General features: G+C 37.1%; 13 protein-coding genes and 1 pseudogene. 6 read left to right on the top strand and 8 right to left on the bottom strand.

What is annotated here, in order from left to right; translation table 11 throughout:
* The first annotated feature begins 487 nt into the window (after positions 1–487).
* Both QWU_RS05940 and QWU_RS05935 read left to right on the top strand, forming a co-directional pair.
* Positions 488–1,702, top strand: coding sequence for an NADP-dependent isocitrate dehydrogenase (locus QWU_RS05940; RefSeq protein ID WP_006589436.1), 1,215 nt, complete (start codon positions 488–490; stop codon positions 1,700–1,702).
* 122 nt (positions 1,703–1,824) lie between these two features.
* Positions 1,825–3,252: an MFS transporter gene (locus QWU_RS05935; protein WP_006589435.1), complete on the top strand. Its 1,428-nt coding sequence runs from the start codon at positions 1,825–1,827 to the stop codon at positions 3,250–3,252.
* A gap of 44 nt (positions 3,253–3,296) precedes the next feature.
* Here the strand turns inward: QWU_RS05935 and QWU_RS10345 are convergent, their stop codons facing one another.
* The 8 genes and pseudogenes from QWU_RS10345 to ssb all read right to left on the bottom strand — a co-directional run bounded on the left by QWU_RS10345 (position 3,297) and on the right by ssb (position 12,654).
* Positions 3,297–3,461 (bottom strand): hypothetical protein, encoded by a 165-nt coding sequence (locus QWU_RS10345; protein WP_240532145.1) that lies wholly within the window; start codon positions 3,459–3,461, stop codon positions 3,297–3,299.
* On the bottom strand, positions 3,445–4,494 hold the full coding sequence (locus QWU_RS09250; protein WP_240532144.1) for an MFS transporter: 1,050 nt from the start codon (positions 4,492–4,494) through the stop codon (positions 3,445–3,447). The genes QWU_RS10345 and QWU_RS09250 overlap by 17 nt, the downstream gene beginning before the upstream one ends.
* Positions 4,495–5,205: 711 nt before the next feature.
* Positions 5,206–6,324 carry a tRNA guanosine(34) transglycosylase Tgt gene (tgt, locus tag QWU_RS05925; RefSeq protein ID WP_017196381.1) on the bottom strand — a complete coding sequence of 373 codons (1,119 nt, stop codon included), beginning with the start codon at positions 6,322–6,324 and terminating at the stop codon, positions 5,206–5,208.
* A gap of 1,141 nt (positions 6,325–7,465) precedes the next feature.
* Complete coding sequence (locus tag QWU_RS05915; RefSeq protein ID WP_006589432.1) at positions 7,466–7,978, bottom strand: peptidylprolyl isomerase; 513 nt, start codon at positions 7,976–7,978, stop codon at positions 7,466–7,468.
* Between the two features lie 19 nt (positions 7,979–7,997).
* Positions 7,998–8,591, bottom strand: a complete 594-nt coding sequence (locus tag QWU_RS05910) for a peptidylprolyl isomerase (protein WP_017196379.1) — start codon at positions 8,589–8,591, stop codon at positions 7,998–8,000.
* Positions 8,581–9,098: pseudogene (coaD, locus tag QWU_RS09245) on the bottom strand (pantetheine-phosphate adenylyltransferase). The gene QWU_RS05910 and the pseudogene coaD overlap by 11 nt, the downstream one beginning before the upstream one ends.
* A gap of 24 nt (positions 9,099–9,122) precedes the next feature.
* Positions 9,123–11,903: a DNA gyrase subunit A gene (gene gyrA / locus QWU_RS05900; RefSeq protein WP_006589429.1), complete on the bottom strand. Its 2,781-nt coding sequence runs from the start codon at positions 11,901–11,903 to the stop codon at positions 9,123–9,125.
* A 232-nt stretch (positions 11,904–12,135) separates the two neighbouring features.
* Positions 12,136–12,654, bottom strand: coding sequence for a single-stranded DNA-binding protein (ssb, locus tag QWU_RS05895; protein WP_017196378.1), 519 nt, complete (start codon positions 12,652–12,654; stop codon positions 12,136–12,138).
* Between the two features lie 337 nt (positions 12,655–12,991).
* Here ssb and uvrA point away from each other — a divergent pair, with 337 nt between their 5' ends.
* From uvrA to QWU_RS05875, 4 genes are all read left to right on the top strand, one after another.
* Positions 12,992–15,907 (top strand): excinuclease ABC subunit UvrA, encoded by a 2,916-nt coding sequence (gene uvrA / locus QWU_RS05890; RefSeq protein WP_006589427.1) that lies wholly within the window; start codon positions 12,992–12,994, stop codon positions 15,905–15,907.
* 262 nt (positions 15,908–16,169) lie between these two features.
* Positions 16,170–16,508 (top strand): P-II family nitrogen regulator, encoded by a 339-nt coding sequence (locus tag QWU_RS05885; protein WP_006589426.1) that lies wholly within the window; start codon positions 16,170–16,172, stop codon positions 16,506–16,508.
* 62 nt (positions 16,509–16,570) lie between these two features.
* Entirely contained in the window at positions 16,571–17,980 is a 1,410-nt protein-coding gene (gene glnA / locus QWU_RS05880) for a type I glutamate--ammonia ligase (RefSeq protein ID WP_017196377.1), read from the top strand.
* Between the two features lie 154 nt (positions 17,981–18,134).
* On the top strand, positions 18,135–18,704 hold the full coding sequence (locus QWU_RS05875; protein ID WP_006589424.1) for a hypothetical protein: 570 nt from the start codon (positions 18,135–18,137) through the stop codon (positions 18,702–18,704).
* The last annotated feature ends 8 nt before the right edge of the window (positions 18,705–18,712 follow it).

Raw genomic sequence — 18,712 nt, 5'->3', positions numbered from 1 at the left:
CATATCTAAAACACATTCTGAGTAATCAATATAAATTTGTGTAAAGATTTTATATAAATGATGTAAAGACTTTAAAATTCTTTGTTCTGAAAAAAATATTTATCTGAATCTAATAGACATTTTGAGATTTTTTCTTGATTTTTCAAATTAGAACATCTTTTATTGAAATAGACAATATAGAAAACTCATAATTTTACTTAGTTAACACAGTAATACAAAAAATTATAGATAAAGTAAAATTATTATCAAATAATGGAATAAAATTATTCTTTAAACTCAATATGTATAACTTCTATATTCACAATAAATATCTATTTAAAAGGTGATTTTCTCGATAAAACTCATCTCCTATGCATAGGGATCTTATGAGTATCATGTTTGAATAGCTCTTTATCACCCTTGTTTTTACTTTTCATCACAAACTTAAAAGTGTTATAAAATTAAAAGTGTTATAAAATAATATAACTTAAATGAAAAAGGACTTCTAATGGCAAAAATCAAAGTGGAAACCCCCGTTGTTGAAATCGATGGGGATGAAATGACTCGTATCATTTGGAAATATATTAAAGACAAATTAATTTACCCTTATCTCGACATTGATCTCAAATACTATGATCTTTCTATCGAAAATCGAGATGCAACGAATGACCAGGTAACTGTTGATTCTGCCAATGCCATCAAAAAATATGGGGTTGGTATAAAATGTGCGACTATAACACCTGATGAAGCGCGCGTTAAAGAGTTCAACTTAAAGAAAATGTGGAAATCTCCCAATGGTACGATTCGTAATATTTTAGGCGGAGTCATTTTTCGTGAACCTATTATCTGCAACAACGTTCCGCGTCTTGTTCCAAACTGGAGAAAACCAATTATCATCGGACGCCATGCTTTCGGCGATCAATATAAGGCAACCGATTTTAAATTTCCTAGCAAAGGAAAGTTAAGTATTAGATTTGTCGGTGATGATAATCAAATTATTGAACACGATGTTTTTGATGCCCCAAGTGCTGGGGTTGCCATGGCCATGTATAACCTTGATGAATCTATTCGTGACTTTGCTAGAGCATCTTTTAATTACGGACTACAGCGGAATTTACCAGTTTATCTTTCAACAAAAAACACTATCCTGAAGACTTATGATGGTCGTTTTAAAGATATCTTTCAAGAAATATTTGATGCAGAATTTAAAGCTGAATTTGAAAATCGTAAATTATATTATGAGCACCGTCTTATTGATGATATGGTTGCTTCTGCACTTAAGTGGTCAGGTGGCTATGTTTGGGCATGTAAAAACTATGATGGTGATGTTCAGTCTGACATCGTTGCTCAAGGTTTTGGTTCTCTTGGACTCATGACTTCTGTTCTCATGACACCAAACGGAAAAATTGTTGAAGCAGAAGCTGCGCACGGTACAGTAACACGCCATTATCGCCAGTATCAAAGGAATGAAGAAACATCAACAAATTCTATTGCTTCTATCTTTGCGTGGACACGTGGATTAGCACACCGCGCCAAACTTGATGATAATGAGAAATTAAAAAACTTTGCTATAACATTGGAAAAAGTTTGTATTGAAACCGTTGAAGAAGGTTTTATGACCAAAGATCTTGCTCTCTTGATTGGACCTAAACAAAAATGGCTTTCCACAACAGGTTTTCTTGAAAAAATTGATGAAAATCTCAAAAAAGCAATGAGTCATTAAATCATTAGCTTCATTTAAATTCCAAAGCTCTACGAAAGGAGAGCTTTGAATCTTCTCTTGGCAAATTTAAACAACTGCCTTATAAATAGGAAGTGTTAATTTTTTACTGAATAGCAAAAACAGTGGGAAAACAAGGCTGGTCTGCGCTTTTATGGGGCAAGAATAGTATTCGCTTTTTGACATTTACAGGCGGTGTTGTGTTGCACGCCACAAATGTTTATATTGTTATTACCATTTTGCCCTCTCTTATGAGTGAGATGAGCGGTGAATTTTATTATTCTTGGGTAGCAACTGTTTTTATTATAGCATCACTCCTTGGTACTTCACTTGCAACAAAAATATTGGGAAAAACAGGACCTCGCAAGGCTTATATCATCTCTGGGTTGATTTTTACTATTGGGACTTTTATCTGCAGCATCGCCTCAACTATGCCATTATTTTTAATAGGACGCTTTGTGCAAGGGTTTGGAAGCGGTTCTTTACTCTCTCTATCTTATTCTATGATACGTATCGTTTTCCATCCATCAGTATGGTCTCACGCATTAAGTACTATCTCTGGAATGTGGGGAATATCAACCCTGTTAGGACCAGCTATCGGTGGTATTTCCATATATTATGGAGTATGGAGAGCATCTTTTTGGAGTATTGGAGCATTAGCTATAATCTTTTTGCTTGTAGCTTTTCAAGTCTTACCAAAAGAAAATAAAAACTGTGTTCCAACATCACCACTCCCTCTTGCACAACTTCTCATACTTAGTTTGTCGCTTCTTATCATTTCTATTGGAGGGGCTATGGATACGACAGCTACAAAGATCAGCGGAATAGTAATGGGATTAAGTCTTCTCTTTGTTATAGCAAAAATCGAATCGTCTACGCCTCATCCTATGTTACCGCGTAACTCTTTTTCTTTCTCTTCTGAATTTTTTCCTGTCTACGCATTGATACTTATTATGACTATAGTTGTGTACAGTATAGAGCTTTATTTTCCACTTTTTCTTCAAAAACTTCATGGACAATCCCCACTGATTGCTGGCTATATAGCATCACTCATGAGTCTGGGTTGGACATGTGGTTCTCTATTAAGTGCTGGCGTATCCACAAAAAAAGTTCGCAGACTCATTATATATTCTCCTATATTAAGTTTTTTGGGCATAAGCGTTCTGTTATGGCTCATTCCGACAGAAATTTCTACATCTGGACATATCTTTATCATTTGCCTTTCATTATTTGCTATCGGGATTAGCGCTGGCATAGCATGGCCGCATTTGCTTAAACGAATATTACAATGCGCAAACGATGAAGACGCTCTCCGTGCAAGCGAATCTCTTACCTCTGTACAACTATTTTCAGCCGCATTAAGCGCAGCATTTGCAGGAACAATTACCAATCTTGCTGGTCTCTTTGAACCTGGAGGAATAATAGGAATGATCTTAGCGGCAAAAACTCTTCTTGCAGCACTCATCGGTCTTTTATTTTATTTCGGTATTCCATTTGCTCTGCGTGTTTCCTATAGCATATCTAAAAATCCAACGGGACAATCAAAACACTAAATAAACAAAAAAGATTATTTTCTCTCAATAAATAAAGAAAAATATCAATTATGCTTTTCCATATACCATGAAAAGCAAAAAATCAGTGCCCCACAGAGGGCTAGAACACTTCCAACAACAGCGGTATATTCATAACTATAGCCCAACTTTAAAACCCAGGCTCCAGCTCCTGCGCCAAGAGCATTAGCAATATTAAAAGCAGATTGCATTAATGCCCCTGCCAGAATTTGGCCATGAAGTGCAATATCCATGATTTTTGTTTGAATAGAAGGCATAGCTGCAAAAGAAGTACCAACAAGAAAACATCCCAATACTGCCGTTAACGGAGAATAGGATAAAAAGAAAAAAGAAAAAAACAAATGTACTCCAAAGCATAGAAAAAAATATCAACGGCGAAATACCAATTTTAACAGCAAGTTTAGGGCCCATAAGATTTCCTACCACCATCCCCAATCCAACTAACGGCATAATAAATGGCACCAAGTCAAGTGAAATCCCAGAAATATGCATTAATGTTGACTTAATATAAGTGAAAATAGAAAATAATCCTGAGGCTCCAATCGAAACCATCAATAAGAGAAACCACATTTGTTTTTTCTTTAATGTACAAAGTTCGCGTAGAGGACTTGTTTTCGAAATATTCAAGCCTGAAGGCAAAAACTTCCAAATAAACAAACAACATAATAAAGAAATAGTACCTACAAGGATAAACGCAATCTGCCAACCAATAAGTTGACCAATCCAAGTTGCACTTGGTACTCCCAAAACCGTTGCTATGGTTAAACCAAGCATAACATAGCCAACAGCTTTAGAACGTTCATGCATTTTCACCATTGAAGCTGCAACCATAGTTGCAAGCCCAAAATAGATGCCATGAGGAAAACCACTAAGAAAGCGCAACACTACCAATATACTAAAGTTAGAAAAAAGTGAGCTGGCAATATTTGCCAATGCATAAAAAAACATTAATCCTATCAAAACAGATTTACGTGAAAATTGAGCAGTTGCAACAGCTAAAAGAGGCGCTCCAATCACAACACCCAATGCATAAGCAGCAACATATTGACCAGCTGTAGGGATATCAACATAGGAGCTGCGCGCCATCTCCGGCTGTAGCCCCATTGCAACAAACTCTGCAATACCAATAGCAAAACTTCCCACTGCAAGAGCGAAAATTGCCAAACACCGTGTACGAAAATCAATCTCTGATGCAAGAAGAGGTTTTCTATGAGATTTTTTCATTGTCATCAATTCTATATCGTGACACTTCAATCATAAATTATCCGTAATATGTGGCACAAAAAACTAAAAAACTTCTTATATCAACCTTTTAAAATTTCCAACATATCATTTAAAAATTCTTCACAATGAAAGACACAATAGCTTTAGTTTTCTTATTATGACATATTGAGATATATATTTATAAATAAAATTTGCTTTTCAACGATAAAGAAAGGACAATATTTTGTAAACAAAACAAGTTTTTAACCATAAAAATATTGTTACAAGCAAGATAAGTCTAAAAATTTAAAATATTAACCATTTACATTTTTTAACTTTTAATTCAGTCTCAATTCCCTGAATCTTTTCCCTCGAAGCAGTGTGTTTTTTATTTTATCTTTTACAAAAAAACAAAAATATCTTATGAAAATGCGATTTTCATACTTCTTTAAGAATTCGCTAACGCCTCATTAACATTGTTACTCTAAACAGTCATTAGAAACAGAAACAAACTGTTTTCCTCCGGATCAGGTAGCGCGTACCGGAGTAACAGTTTCTGTTTTGTCTGGTAATTACAGGAAGAATGTCTATTGATATAAGCTGTGCATCGATTTTTTACAGTAACGTAGTTTTATATTTTTGAAAAATATCTCATCTTATCATTTATGCAAAACTCTTTAATGCACAAAAAATGAAGCAAAAAAGATAAGTACTATGTATGATAATTAGTGTTTAACGTCCTTGCGCCCATAGAGCACGAGTTTCAGTACAAAAATCAGCATATCTTCCCTCTTCAATAGCATCACGAATCCCTTGCATAAGTTGTTGGTAATAAAAAAGATTATTCCAAGTCAATAACATACCACCAAGAGACTCATCGGATTTGATTAAATGATGCAAATAAGCGCAACTATAATCATTTGCTGCTGGGCAAAGCGATTGTGAATCAAGAGGATAACGATCTTCTGCATAACGTGCATTACGCAAATTAATTCTTCCAAAACGTGTAAAAGCTAAACCATGACGTCCCGCACGAGTTGGCATAACACAATCAAACATATCAATACCACGCGCGACACTCTGTAAAATATCATCAGGTGTTCCCACGCCCATGAGATAACGTGGCTTATCCTCTGGTAGAATCGGACAAGTTGCATCTAAAACAGTGGTCATAACATTCTGTGGTTCACCAACCGCAAGCCCTCCAATAGCATAACCTTTCAAATCCATTTCTTTTAATGCTTGGGCAGAACGTTCACGCAATTTTATATTATCGCCACCTTGAACAATACCAAAAAGTGCTTTTTCTGGCTGATTACCAAAAGCTATTTTGCAACGCTTTGCCCAACGTAATGAACGTTCCATGGCAGCTTCTATTTCTTTTTCACTGGCTGGTAACGCAATACATTGATCCAATTGCATTTGGATATCAGCATTAAGAAGCCCCTGAATTTCGATAGAACGCTCTGGACTCATTTCATAATAGGCTCCATTAATGTAAGAGCGAAACAACACACTTTTTTCGGTAATTTTACGGATTCCAGCAAGCGACATAACCTGAAATCCACCAGAATCTGTTAAGATAGGTCCAGACCAGCGTGAAAATTCATGTAAGCCACCTAAACGCGCAACACGCTCGGCTCCTGGCCGTAACATTAAATGATAAGTATTGCCCAAAATGATATCTGCTCCAAGAGAACGTATCTGATCCATATACATAGCTTTAACGGTTCCTGCCGTCCCAACCGGCATAAAGGCCGGTGTACGAACACACCCACGCCCTGTTATAATTTCGCCACGACGCGCATAGCCATCTTGAGCAATTTTTCTATAATGAAATGTTTTTATCATCACTCTCGTCTTTTTGCTTCTATAAATTCATATCGCTATAGAAAGAAAAGCTACACCTCTCTTACGAGCAAGATAAATTTTGTGGATTGATTCCAAACTATTGTCACTAACATAAAAAAATGAAACAAAATAAAGAAATTTTGCTATCAAGTGATGATCAAAATCAACGTAATAAGCTCATTTCTAAAAAATGACCTGACAATATAACATCTCAAGATATCTACATTTACGTACCATAGATTTAAAGAATTGCGAGACTATTTTACAAAAAAATAACCTTATTTTATATACTTTCAATAATGATAACACTTAGCGAATTTTGTATGGAATAAAGGAAAGCTTTAAATACCAAATACAGTCTTAGATAAGTTTTACTTTCATAGATAAAAAATTTACATCTATATCTATAAATATCACCAGCCAAAAATTGTCCAGTAACCTCCAAAAAACATGCAAACTGGTAGCAAATGCTTTGTTACTTTTTTGTGAATAAATAAAACTCTACATTTTCATCATCAACATTTCAATGCATTTTGATAATAATATAAGAATGAAAGAAGCACATTGTAGTAAACATCAATGGAATATTATATTCTTATATCTCTATAATTTTTTATGCCTTACCCCATCAAAAATCTTCTAAAAAATGTAGAGACAAGAAACTTCTCTTGTCATTTTCAAGAAACACAAAACGCAACCATCCTTGTATCCAAACAAACGTCTGCAATGCAAAATAGAGTACCCGATAATTGCTTCTTAAATTCTACCTTACATTAAAAAGATAGTGAATTCAAAGCAATGCAGCTAAATATAAAAAAGCGATAAAAAGCACGAATTCCTAATTTATGATTGCATAATTTATCATTAAACCAGATCATAGTATTGGAATTACAAGCGAGAAGTACTACGTGAATGCTAAATTTTAAACATTCTCTTTTGCCAACAAATGATATTTATAAATAAGGAGCAAATAATGTGCCATAATTTCATTACACATAAAAATTACAAAATTTAATACAGAAAATATACAAAAACTGAATGTTTTATAAAAACCATAACCACTACTCTTCATTGCACCCAAACAACAATGAAAGAAAAATATTTCCACTTAGTGATCTTACAATAATTTTAACTGATATAATTATTTTATATCCGCAGCAATAACAGCTCTAATAATTGTATCAGGATCTGTAACAGGCTCACCGCGCTTAATTTGATCAATATTTTCCATACCTTCAATAACTTGCCCCCATATGGAATATTGACGATCAAGCCAAGGAGCATCGGCAAAGCAAATGAAAAATTGTGAATTAGCAGAATTTGGATGCTGACTACGCGCCATAGAAACTGTACCACGCTTATGAGAAAGATTTGAAAACTCTGCTGTTAAATTTGGCTTCTCTGCCCCCCCCATACCTGCACGCGATAAATTAAACTTTTCACCATCCTTTTTACCAAATTGTACATCACCAGTTTGAGCCATAAAACCATCAATAACACGATGAAAAATAACGTTGTCATAAGCTCCCTCACGCACGAGCTCTTTAATACGTGCAACATGACCTGGTGCTAAATCAGCCAAAAGTTCAATAACAACTGTACCCTTCGTTGTTTCAAGGATTAAGGTATTTTCTAAATTTTTAATTTCGGCCATACGGTTAAACTCCTTTGATTTATCTATCAGCTTGCAAAGTGGCAGCATGAATAACATCAGGATTTGTTACAGATCCATTATTACTTGTGGTGCCTTTTTTAATTTTATCAACAACATCCATTCCTTTTATGACTTCTCCAACAACAGTATATTGATTATTTAAAAAAGTAGCATCATCAAAACAAATGAAGAATTGAGAATTAGCCGAATTTGGATCTTGTGAGCGTGCCATCCCAACAGTACCACGCTTAAATGGCTGTTCTGAAAATTCTGCTGGGATATTAGGATAATGTGAGCCTCCCATCCCAACATGTTTAGGATCAAAATCTACACTGTCCTTTTTTCCAAATTTGACATCACCAGTCTGTGCCATAAAACCTGGAATAACACGATGAAAAACAACATTGTTATAAGCACCCTCCTTGGTTAATCTTTTGATTTGTGCAACATGCTTTGGTGCCAAATCAGGACGAAGACGAATAACCACATCACCATTTTTGAGAGATAAAATAAGAACATTAGAGTTATCAGTTGGCTTTGAATCATTCGCGACAGCACTCAATGGAAAAAAACAAAAAACACATATCAAAACAGCAAAAACTCTAAGATACATCATTATTCTCTCCTGAAGACTGAAATTTTAAACGCAAAGCTCTAGCAATATTTGTAGGTACAAAAGGAGTTACATCTCCCTCCATAAAAGCAATCTGCCGTACTAATGTAGAAGTTATTACGCGTCCAGAAACACTTGCTGGCAAAAAAATAGTTTGCAAATCAGGAGCCATGAGGCTGTTCATGCCCGCCACTTGCATTTCATAATCAAGATCAGTGCTATCACGTAAACCACGAATAAGAAGCGAAGCACCAATTTCACGAGCCTTATTAATCAAAAGCGAATCAAATGAAATAACCTGTAACCGATCTGGACCTACACTTAATAAGTCTTTCCCTACCTGAGTAATTAACTCAACACGCTCTTCAAAACTAAAAAGCGGTTTTTTTTAGCCTGTATCCCTATAGCGACAACAACCTTATCAGCTAAAATGAAGCTGCGCTGTAAAATATCAAGATGACCATTGGTAAAAGGATCGAAGGAACCTGCATAAAGAGCAATTCTCACCATTTCATTGCACACCCTTCAAAATTATTTTTCTTCTCTTACATCAATTGTATCAGAATGTTTTCCCGCCTGATCATCTACTTGATTATCATCCTCTTCAGATTCAGAAATACGCTCAACCGATACGACCTTTTCACCTTTAGCTGTATTGAAAATTGTTACCCCCTTAGTTGAACGACCCACTATACGAATACCATCAACAGGCACACGAATAAGCTGTCCTCCATCTGATACTAACATAATCTGATCTTGCGTTTTTACTGGAAACGCCGCTACTAATTTACCAATTTCAGCGGTTTTAGATGGATCTGTTGCACGAATTCCTTTTCCGCCACGTCCAGAAATGCGGAATTCATATGAGGAAGACCTTTTTCCATAACCAAACTCACTCACGGTTAACAGCATCTGTTCGCATGCCTGAAGTTCTGCATAGCGCTCCTCTGTCAACTCTGTCTCAACTCCTGCTTCTTCTTCATAAAGACTTACAATATCCTCTGTATCAGTGCCATCAGCACGCCGTTCATTAATCATACGTTTAATATAAGCAGAACGTTCAATTGATGTAGCTTCAACATGTTCTAAAAGCGTCATCGAAATGACTTTATCACCCTCAGCCAAATTAATACCACGAACCCCAACTGAATTACGCCCTACAAAAACACGAACCTCAACAACTGGAAAACGAATACATTGTCCATTAGCAGTCGTTAGCACAACATCATCATGTTCTGTACAAGTTTCAACAGAAAGAATTTCATCACCTTCTTCATCAAGTTTCATAGCAATTTTGCCATTACGATTAACCTGAACAAAATCTGATAATTTATTACGACGCACAGTGCCACGCGTCGTTGCGAACATAACATCCAATGCACTCCAACTTGACTCATCCTCTGGTAAGGGCATAATTGTTGTTATGCGCTCACCTTGCTGTAAGGGCAGAAGATTAATCAGAGCTCGCCCACGCGATTGAGGCGTACCAAGTGGTAAACGCCAAACTTTTTCCTTATAGACAATTCCACGCGACGAAAAGAAAAGAACTGGTGTATGCGTATTCGCCACGAATAAACGCGTTACAAAATCCTCATCTTTTGTAGACATACCAGAACGTCCCTTACCACCACGGCGTTGTGCACGGTATGTACTGAGAGGTACGCGCTTAATATAGCCACTATGACTTACCGTTACCACCATATCCTCTGGCGCAATCAAATCTTCGCTCTCCATCTCAGCGCTACCAAAACCAAATACAGTGCGCCTGGGCGTTGCAAACTCCTCACGAAGAGCTTTTAGCTCATCCTTAACAATACTCATGATACGTAAACGTGATGCCAAAATACCAAGATAATCGGTAATATCCATTCCGATTTTATTCAATTCATCAGCAATTTCATCACGCCCAAGTGCTGTCAACCTTTGCAAGCGCAATTCCAAAATAGCACGTGCCTGCTCTTCAGAGAGATTATAAGTATTATCCTCATGAATAATATGACGCGGATCATCAATAAGTTTAATTAAAGGTGCTACATCCACAGCTGGCCAGCGTCGCTCCATTAATTGCGCACGTGCTGTCTGTGGATCAGGTGCTTGACGAATAAGTGCTATAATTTCATCAATATTAGCAACAGCAAGAGCAAGACCAACTAAAACATGGGCACGCTCACGCGCTTTACGTAAAAGATATTTTGTTCGCCGACTCACAACCTCTTCTCGGAAAGAAACAAACGCACGAAGCATATCAAGCAACGCCATCTGTTCAGGTTTCCCTCCATTCAATGCAACCATATTACAACCAAAAGAAGTTTGTAGTGGCGTATAACGATACAATTGATTCAAAATAACTTCCGCGACCACATCTTTTTTTAGCTCAATAACGACGCGATATCCATCACGGTCAGACTCATCACGCAAATCAGAGATTCCTTCGATACGTTTATCGCGCACCAATTCGGCCATTTTCTCAATCATCGTTGCTTTATTAACTTGATAAGGTATTTCACTCACAATAATCGCTTGCCGACCATTGCGAATTTCTTCAATATCAACTTTAGCACGCAGAATAATTGAACCACGCCCAGTTTCATAAGCCGAACGGACACCGGAATGGCCAAGAATAATACCACCTGTAGGAAAATCAGGCCCTGGAATGATTTCAACAATCTTATCAAGTGTAATATTGGGATCATCAATCAAAGCGATACAACCATCAACAACTTCACCAAGATTATGAGGTGGAATATTGGTTGCCATTCCTACAGCGATACCACCTGATCCATTAACCAAAAGATTAGGAAAACGCGCTGGTAAAACAACTGGTTCACGCTCACGCCCATCATAATTATCCTGAAAATCAACCGTCTCTTTATCAATATCAGCCAATAGCTGTTCCGAAACTTTTTCTAAACGACATTCTGTATAACGCATTGCTGCTGGTGGATCACCATCAACAGAACCAAAATTTCCTTGACCATCAATCAATGGATTTCGTAAAGAAAAATCCTGTGCCATACGCACCAAAGCATCATAGATTGAAGCATCTCCATGGGGATGAAACTTTCCCATAACTTCACCAACAACCCCAGCAGACTTACGATAAGGCTTATTAAAAGAAAGCCCCATTTCATTCATAGCATGAAGAATACGCCGATGAACAGGTTTAAGACCATCGCGGACATCTGGAAGAGCACGCGAAACAATTACGCTCATCGCATAATCAAGATAAGAGCGTTGCATTTCATCAATAATACTGATTGGTTCAATACCGGTCAGCACATCACGTTCTGGGTGTGGAGTAAGATCGGTCACAGTTTCAAGACTTTCAAAAAAGAATCACTTTGCTTAGTTTATATCGAAAAATGCAAAAAAATACCAATTTCTCTGCTATAATAGGAGAGAAATTTAACAATAACTTTCAACGTGTTATTTGCTCACTGTTAAAATAACAGATAAAATACTCAAAACTTAAAATTTTTTAAACTTTAAGAACCTTATAAAGAAACAATAAAAATATGATAATAATATTGTAGCTTAAGAGCTCTTAAAAAGGTACGTCATCATCTAATTTATGTGAAAAACTTTCTTCTGCTTGGCTATTATTTTGACCAAAAGCATCTCTTTGATGAGAGGCACTACCGCCAAAACCACCACCGCCGTAATTGCTACCCGCCTGATTTACCCCCTGTATTTGCTCCCCACCAGTTCCCCCACGTCCATCAAGCATTTGCAATTCACCACGGTATTTTTGCAAAACAACCTCTGTTGTATAACGATCATTGCCATTTTGATCTTGCCATTTTCGTGTTTGCAACTGACCTTCAATGTAGATTTTGCTACCTTTTTTTAAATATTGCTCGACAACTTTGACAAGATTTTCATTAAAAATAACGATATTATGCCACTCCGTGCGCTCTTTTCGTTCATTTGTATTACGATCACGCCAACTTTCTGAAGTAGCAATACGTAAATTTGCTACTTGGTCACCAGAATTCAAACGGCGTATCTCAGGATCTGCGCCAAGATTACCAATCAAAATAACTTTATTAAGGCTACCAGCCATCGCATAAACTCCAAAATTTTAATTCGCAAATAATTTTTTGTTGTATAGCGGTCATTACTGTCTTGACCTTGTCCTTTGCATATCTGCAATTGACCTTCAATATGGATTTTGCTATCCTTTCTAAGATATCACATCGTGTAATTATAACAAAAGATGCTGACAACGCATAGTTTATTTCATCATCAAAGAATAAAAAGCTGTTTTCTCCATTTTATTTTTCACATAACCTTACATTCTTTTTTTATCCGTTAAAATAATGAAAAACGTTGTAATTCTAAAAAACAGTTTTATGCTATTTTAAATGCTCAGTTTTTGTCACATACGCCAAGGATAAAATATGGCTCTTCAAAAATATATCTCTATTCGCGGTGCACGTGAGCATAATCTTAAAAATATTGATCTCGATCTGCCTCGTGACAAACTCATTGTTATCACGGGGCTTTCTGGCTCAGGAAAGTCTTCTTTAGCTTTTGATACAATCTACGCTGAAGGTCAACGCCGTTATGTTGAAAGCCTCTCTGCTTATGCGCGCCAATTTCTGGAAGTGATGCAAAAACCAGATGTTGATCGCATAGACGGCCTTTCTCCAGCCATCTCCATTGAACAAAAAACAACCAGCCGCAACCCACGCTCAACGGTCGGTACCGTCACTGAAATCCATGACTACATGCGCCTTCTCTTTGCACGCATCGGTGTTCCTCATTCCCCCGTTACAGGACGCCCCATTGAAAGCCAAAGTGTAAGCCAAATGGTTGATCAAATTATGTCTTTACCAGAAGGTACACGGATTTTTATTATGGCCCCTCTGGTACGAGGACGAAAAGGAGAATATAAAAAAGAGCTGACAGAACTTTTAAAAAAGGGGTTCCAGCGCGCTAAAGTGGATGGGAAATTCTATGAGATTCCTGAGATTCCCCCTCTTGATAAAAAATATAAACATGACATAGACGTGGTAATAGATCGTATTGTCGTAAACAATGACATTGTCTCTCGCTTAGCAGACAGTATAGAGACCTGTTTACAGCTGACAAATGGGCTTGCAGTTGCTGAAATGGCAGACCAACCTTTAGCACAAAAAGAAACCACAAAAGAGTCTGCTTATAAATCAAAAAATGAAACGCACAAACGGCTTGTTTTTTCAGAAAGGTTTGCTTGCCCAATCTCGGGATTTTCTATTCCTGAAATTGAGCCACGACTCTTTTCATTCAATAACCCTTTTGGCGCTTGCCCTCTCTGCGACGGACTTGGCATTAAAAAGACAATAGACCCCCAAAAAATTGTACCCAATAAAAAACTTACCTTAAAAGATGGCGCAATTGCCCCTTGGTCTAAATTATCTTCACCTTATTATAATCAAACCTTAGAAGCTCTAGGCAAAGTTTACGGATTTAAACGCACAGACAAATGGTGTAATCTCTCCGATAAAGCGCAACATGCTATTCTTTACGGCACAAAAGGTAAAGAAATCCCTCTTATTTACAGAAACGATTCCAGGTTGCATAATAAAATCCATTACTTTGAAGGAATCATCCCCAATATGGAGCAGCGATGGAAAGAAGCAGATTCTGCCTACTCGCGTGAAGAAATCGAGAATTATATGTCTTCTTCTCCCTGTCCGGCTTGTTATGGTTATCGCTTAAGACCAGAAGCATTAGCTGTCAAAATTCATGGCATGCATATTGGTCAAATATCAGAGCTTTCTATCCTAAAAGCCGATGATTGGTTTGCCAATATTCATCAATATCTCACCGAAAAACAACAAAATATTGCAATCCGTATTTTAAAAGAAATTCGTGAACGCCTTGCTTTTTTAAATCATGTAGGACTTGAATATCTTACCTTGTCTCGACATTCAGGCACCCTTTCGGGGGGAGAAAGTCAGCGCATTCGGTTGGCATCCCAGATTGGCTCTGGTCTGACAGGTGTTCTCTATATTTTAGATGAGCCTTCCATTGGTTTGCACCAACGTGATAACGAACGCCTTTTGCAAATGCTGCACCATCTACGTGATCTTGGCAATACAGTTATTGTTGTTGAACATGATGAAGATGCCATTCGCACAGCAGACCATGTAGTTGATATGGGACCTGCTGCAGGTGTTCATGGTGGAGAAATTATAGCACAAGGCACACCGCAAGAAATTATAGAAAATCCATCCTCTCTCACGGGCCAATATCTTTCAGGAAAAATGGCTATTAAAGTGCCTATTCAACGGCGCAAAATATCAAAATCAAAGACACTTAAAATCATTGGTGCCCGTGGAAATAACCTAAAAAATATTAGTGTGAATATCCCTCTTGGAACTTTCACGTGCATCACAGGTGTTTCCGGTGGGGGAAAATCAACATTTCTTATTGAAACACTTTTCAAAGCTGCCTCACATCATATCATGGGCAGCCATCATAGCCCCGCAATCTATGATAAAATTGAAGGATTAGAATTTCTCGATAAAGTCATTGATATAAACCAATCACCGATTGGACGTACTCCACGCTCTAATCCTGCAACCTATACAGGCGCATTTACCCCGATCCGTGAATGGTTTGCCGAACTTCTAGAATCAAAAGCTCGCGGTTATCAAGCAGGACGTTTTTCATTTAATGTTAAAGGAGGGCGCTGCGAAGCATGTCAAGGTGATGGAGTTATCAAAATTGAAATGCACTTTTTACCTGATGTTTATGTTACTTGCGATGTCTGCCAAGGAAAACGCTATAATCGAGAAACATTAGAAGTAAAATTTAAAGGACAGTCCATAGCCGATATTTTGGATATGACAATCGAAAAGGCTGAAGAATTTTTTCAAGCTATTCCTACCATTCACAACAAATTAAAAACACTCATGAAGGTTGGTCTTGGCTACATCAAAGTAGGACAACAAGCTACGACACTTTCTGGTGGTGAAGCCCAACGGGTGAAACTTGCTAAAGAACTTTCACGCAAAACAACAGGGCGTACACTCTACATTTTAGATGAGCCAACCACAGGTTTACATTTCCACGATATTTCTAAACTACTTGAGGTTTTGCATGAACTTGTCGAGCAAGGAAATACAGTTCTCATCATTGAACATAATCTTGAAGTCATAAAAACTGCAGACTGGATTATTGATCTAGGACCAGAAGGGGGAGATCGTGGTGGTGAAATTGTTGCTGTTGGGCGTCCTGAAGATATTGTTAATGTTTCCACTTCTTATACAGGAAAATTTCTGAAAGAAATTTTGCTGCGCCGACCTTTATATAATTCCAATTTTTAAAGATATTTTTATTATAAAATGGGAATATGATAGAGTTTAAGAAAACCAAGCATCTCTTACTATATTATTTGCAAACTGCGAGATGTCTTTCAAGGAGCAACAGCACTTTGACTTATGCAACAAGAAATTTTTTTCCACAAAATACCTTAAGTGACATAATGTATGACTTTTTGTGTAAAAAGTATCTGTTGGACATCTCACAGTTGCCAATATAATGTGGTGCAGTCTAAAAAGACAAATCAGCGTTGGAGATAATTTCAGCATGAAAAAAATTGAAGCCATTATAAAACCTTTCAAACTTGATGAAGTAAAAGAAGCGCTTCAAAAAATTGGCTTAGATGGCATCACAGTAACAGAAGCAAAAGGCTTTGGTCGTCAAAAAGAACATACAGAGCTTTATCGTGGTGCTCAATATATTGTTGATTTTCTACCTAAAGTAAAGATTGAAATTGTTGTTGCTGATGAAAAGTTAGAACAAGCCGTTAACACAATACGTAAAGCAGCTCAAACAAAACATATTGGAGATGGAAAAATATTTGTTTTTTCTATTGATGATGCCATTCGTATTGGCACTGACGAATCTGGAATCGATGCCCTTTAATAAATAACAACAAAATTTTTTACCTTTTTTATCTACATCAATCCCACATAAGGAAATTGAATATGACAACCCCATCAGATATTATCAAACAGATTGCAAACAACGAAATCCGTTTTGTTGATTTACGTTTTACTGATCCACGAGGAAAGTTGCACCACATCACAATGGATATCGCAGAAATTAGCGAAGATACATTTAACGATGGTGTTATGTTTGATGGTTCTTCAATCGCCGGATGGAAAACGATTCATGAATCTGACATGGCATTGATGCCAGATCCAGAAACAGTGCATATTGATCCTTTTTTTGCACAATCTACTTTGGTTATATTTTGTGATGTACTCGATCCTGTTTCTGGGGAGTTTTACCGTAGAGATCCTCGTTCTATCGCTAAGAGAGCTGAAATGTATATGAAATCTTTAGGAATCGGTGATACGATCAATATAGGTCCAGAAGCGGAATTTTTCATCTTTGATGATGTCCGCTATAAAACTGATCCTTACAACACAGGATTCAAGCTGGATTCAAGTGAACTTCCAACCAATGATGATACAGAATATGAGATGGGCAATCTTAGCCATCGCCCACGCATGAAGGGCGGTTATCTTCCTGTTCCCCCTATCGATTCTTGCCAAGACATGCGCTCTGAAATGCTTACAGCACTCAAAGATATGGGAGTTCGCGTTGAAAAACATCATCACGAAGTGGCAGCAAGCCAGCATGAATTAGGTATTCGCTTTGATACTCTTGTTCGTGAAGCCGATAAAATGCAAATTTTTAAATATGTCGTGCATCAAATAGCAAACAGCTATGGGAAAACAGCAACTTTCATGCCAAAACCAGTTTTTGGTGACAATGGCTCAGGTATGCATGTTCATATATCGATTTGGAAAGATGGAAAACCAATGTTTGCGGGAAATGAATATGCAGGACTATCGGAAACTTGCTTATTCTTTATCGGTGGTATTATTAAGCATGCAAAAGCACTCAACGCCTTCACTAATCCATCCACCAATTCCTATAAGCGTTTAGTGCCCGGTTATGAAGCACCCGTTCTTCTTGCTTATTCTGCACGCAACCGTTCTGCATCTTGCCGTATTCCCATGAGTGCTTCACCAGATTCAAAACGTGTAGAAGTTCGTTTCCCAGACCCAACAGCAAATCCGTATTTGGCGTTTGCAGCACTCTTAATGGCTGGTCTTGATGGCATCAAAAACAAAATTCATCCTGGACACGCTATGGATAAAGATCTTTATGACCTCCCCTCACAAGAGCGTAAAGAAATCCCTACAGTCTCCGGAAGTCTGCGCGAAGCACTTGAAGCACTTGATAAAGATCGTAGTTTTCTTAAATCTGGAGACGTTTTTGATGATGATCAAATTAATTCTTTTATTCAAATAAAAATGCAAGAAGTTTTACGCTATGAAACAACCCCCCATCCTGTCGAATTCGATATGTACTATTCTGCCTAAAAAGTCATGAATTTACTTTTTTGATTTTAAAACAGAGCTAAAATCTCCATTTTTGTGGATATACCTCACATTAAAGAGCACAAGTAGCTTTTTGCCAGTATCTTTTTCCTTTATAATTTTGCGGAATCTATCTAACTAATCCACAAGGTTTCTAATGCTGCGAATTTGTTTTCTATTTTCCATTCTTTTATGCATTGCTTCTACCCTATTGACAACTCAAGCTTCTACAATTTCTAATCAGAAATTAGTAGACCTTGAACAAGCAGCTTTCGCTTACAGTAAAGCGATTCAAAATGCCGATGCAGATGCTATCTTGAACGCTATTCCTCCACAAATTATCAACAACTTAACTGCAAAAAAGAAATTCAGTAAGTCGCAATTCCAACAAATCATGAAAAGCCAAATAGAACGATTGGTAGAAAATTATAAAATTGAGAATATTCACATCGACCAAAAGCAAAAACGTGAGGGCAAGCTTGATAATGATATCCCTTATTTCATTATACCTGTAAAGTTCGTCACAAAAACAAGTACTGGGGAAAAGTGCTCTATTCAAACTGAGATTATTGCTCTTCTTGATAATAATAAGTGGTATTTTATCCGTGGAAACGATGAGGCAATTTTAAACATCGCCAATGAAGCATTTCCTGGTCTTGAAAAAGTAAAAGTTAATTCCCAAAAAATTACGAAATACCACGATTGGGAAAAAGGTGCGCGTAAATAAAAGAAAGC

The sequence above is a fragment of the Bartonella birtlesii IBS 325 genome (assembly GCF_000273375.1).
Taxonomy (GTDB): Bacteria; Pseudomonadota; Alphaproteobacteria; order Rhizobiales; family Rhizobiaceae; genus Bartonella; species Bartonella birtlesii.
This window is presented reverse-complemented; position numbering and strand designations above follow the sequence as displayed.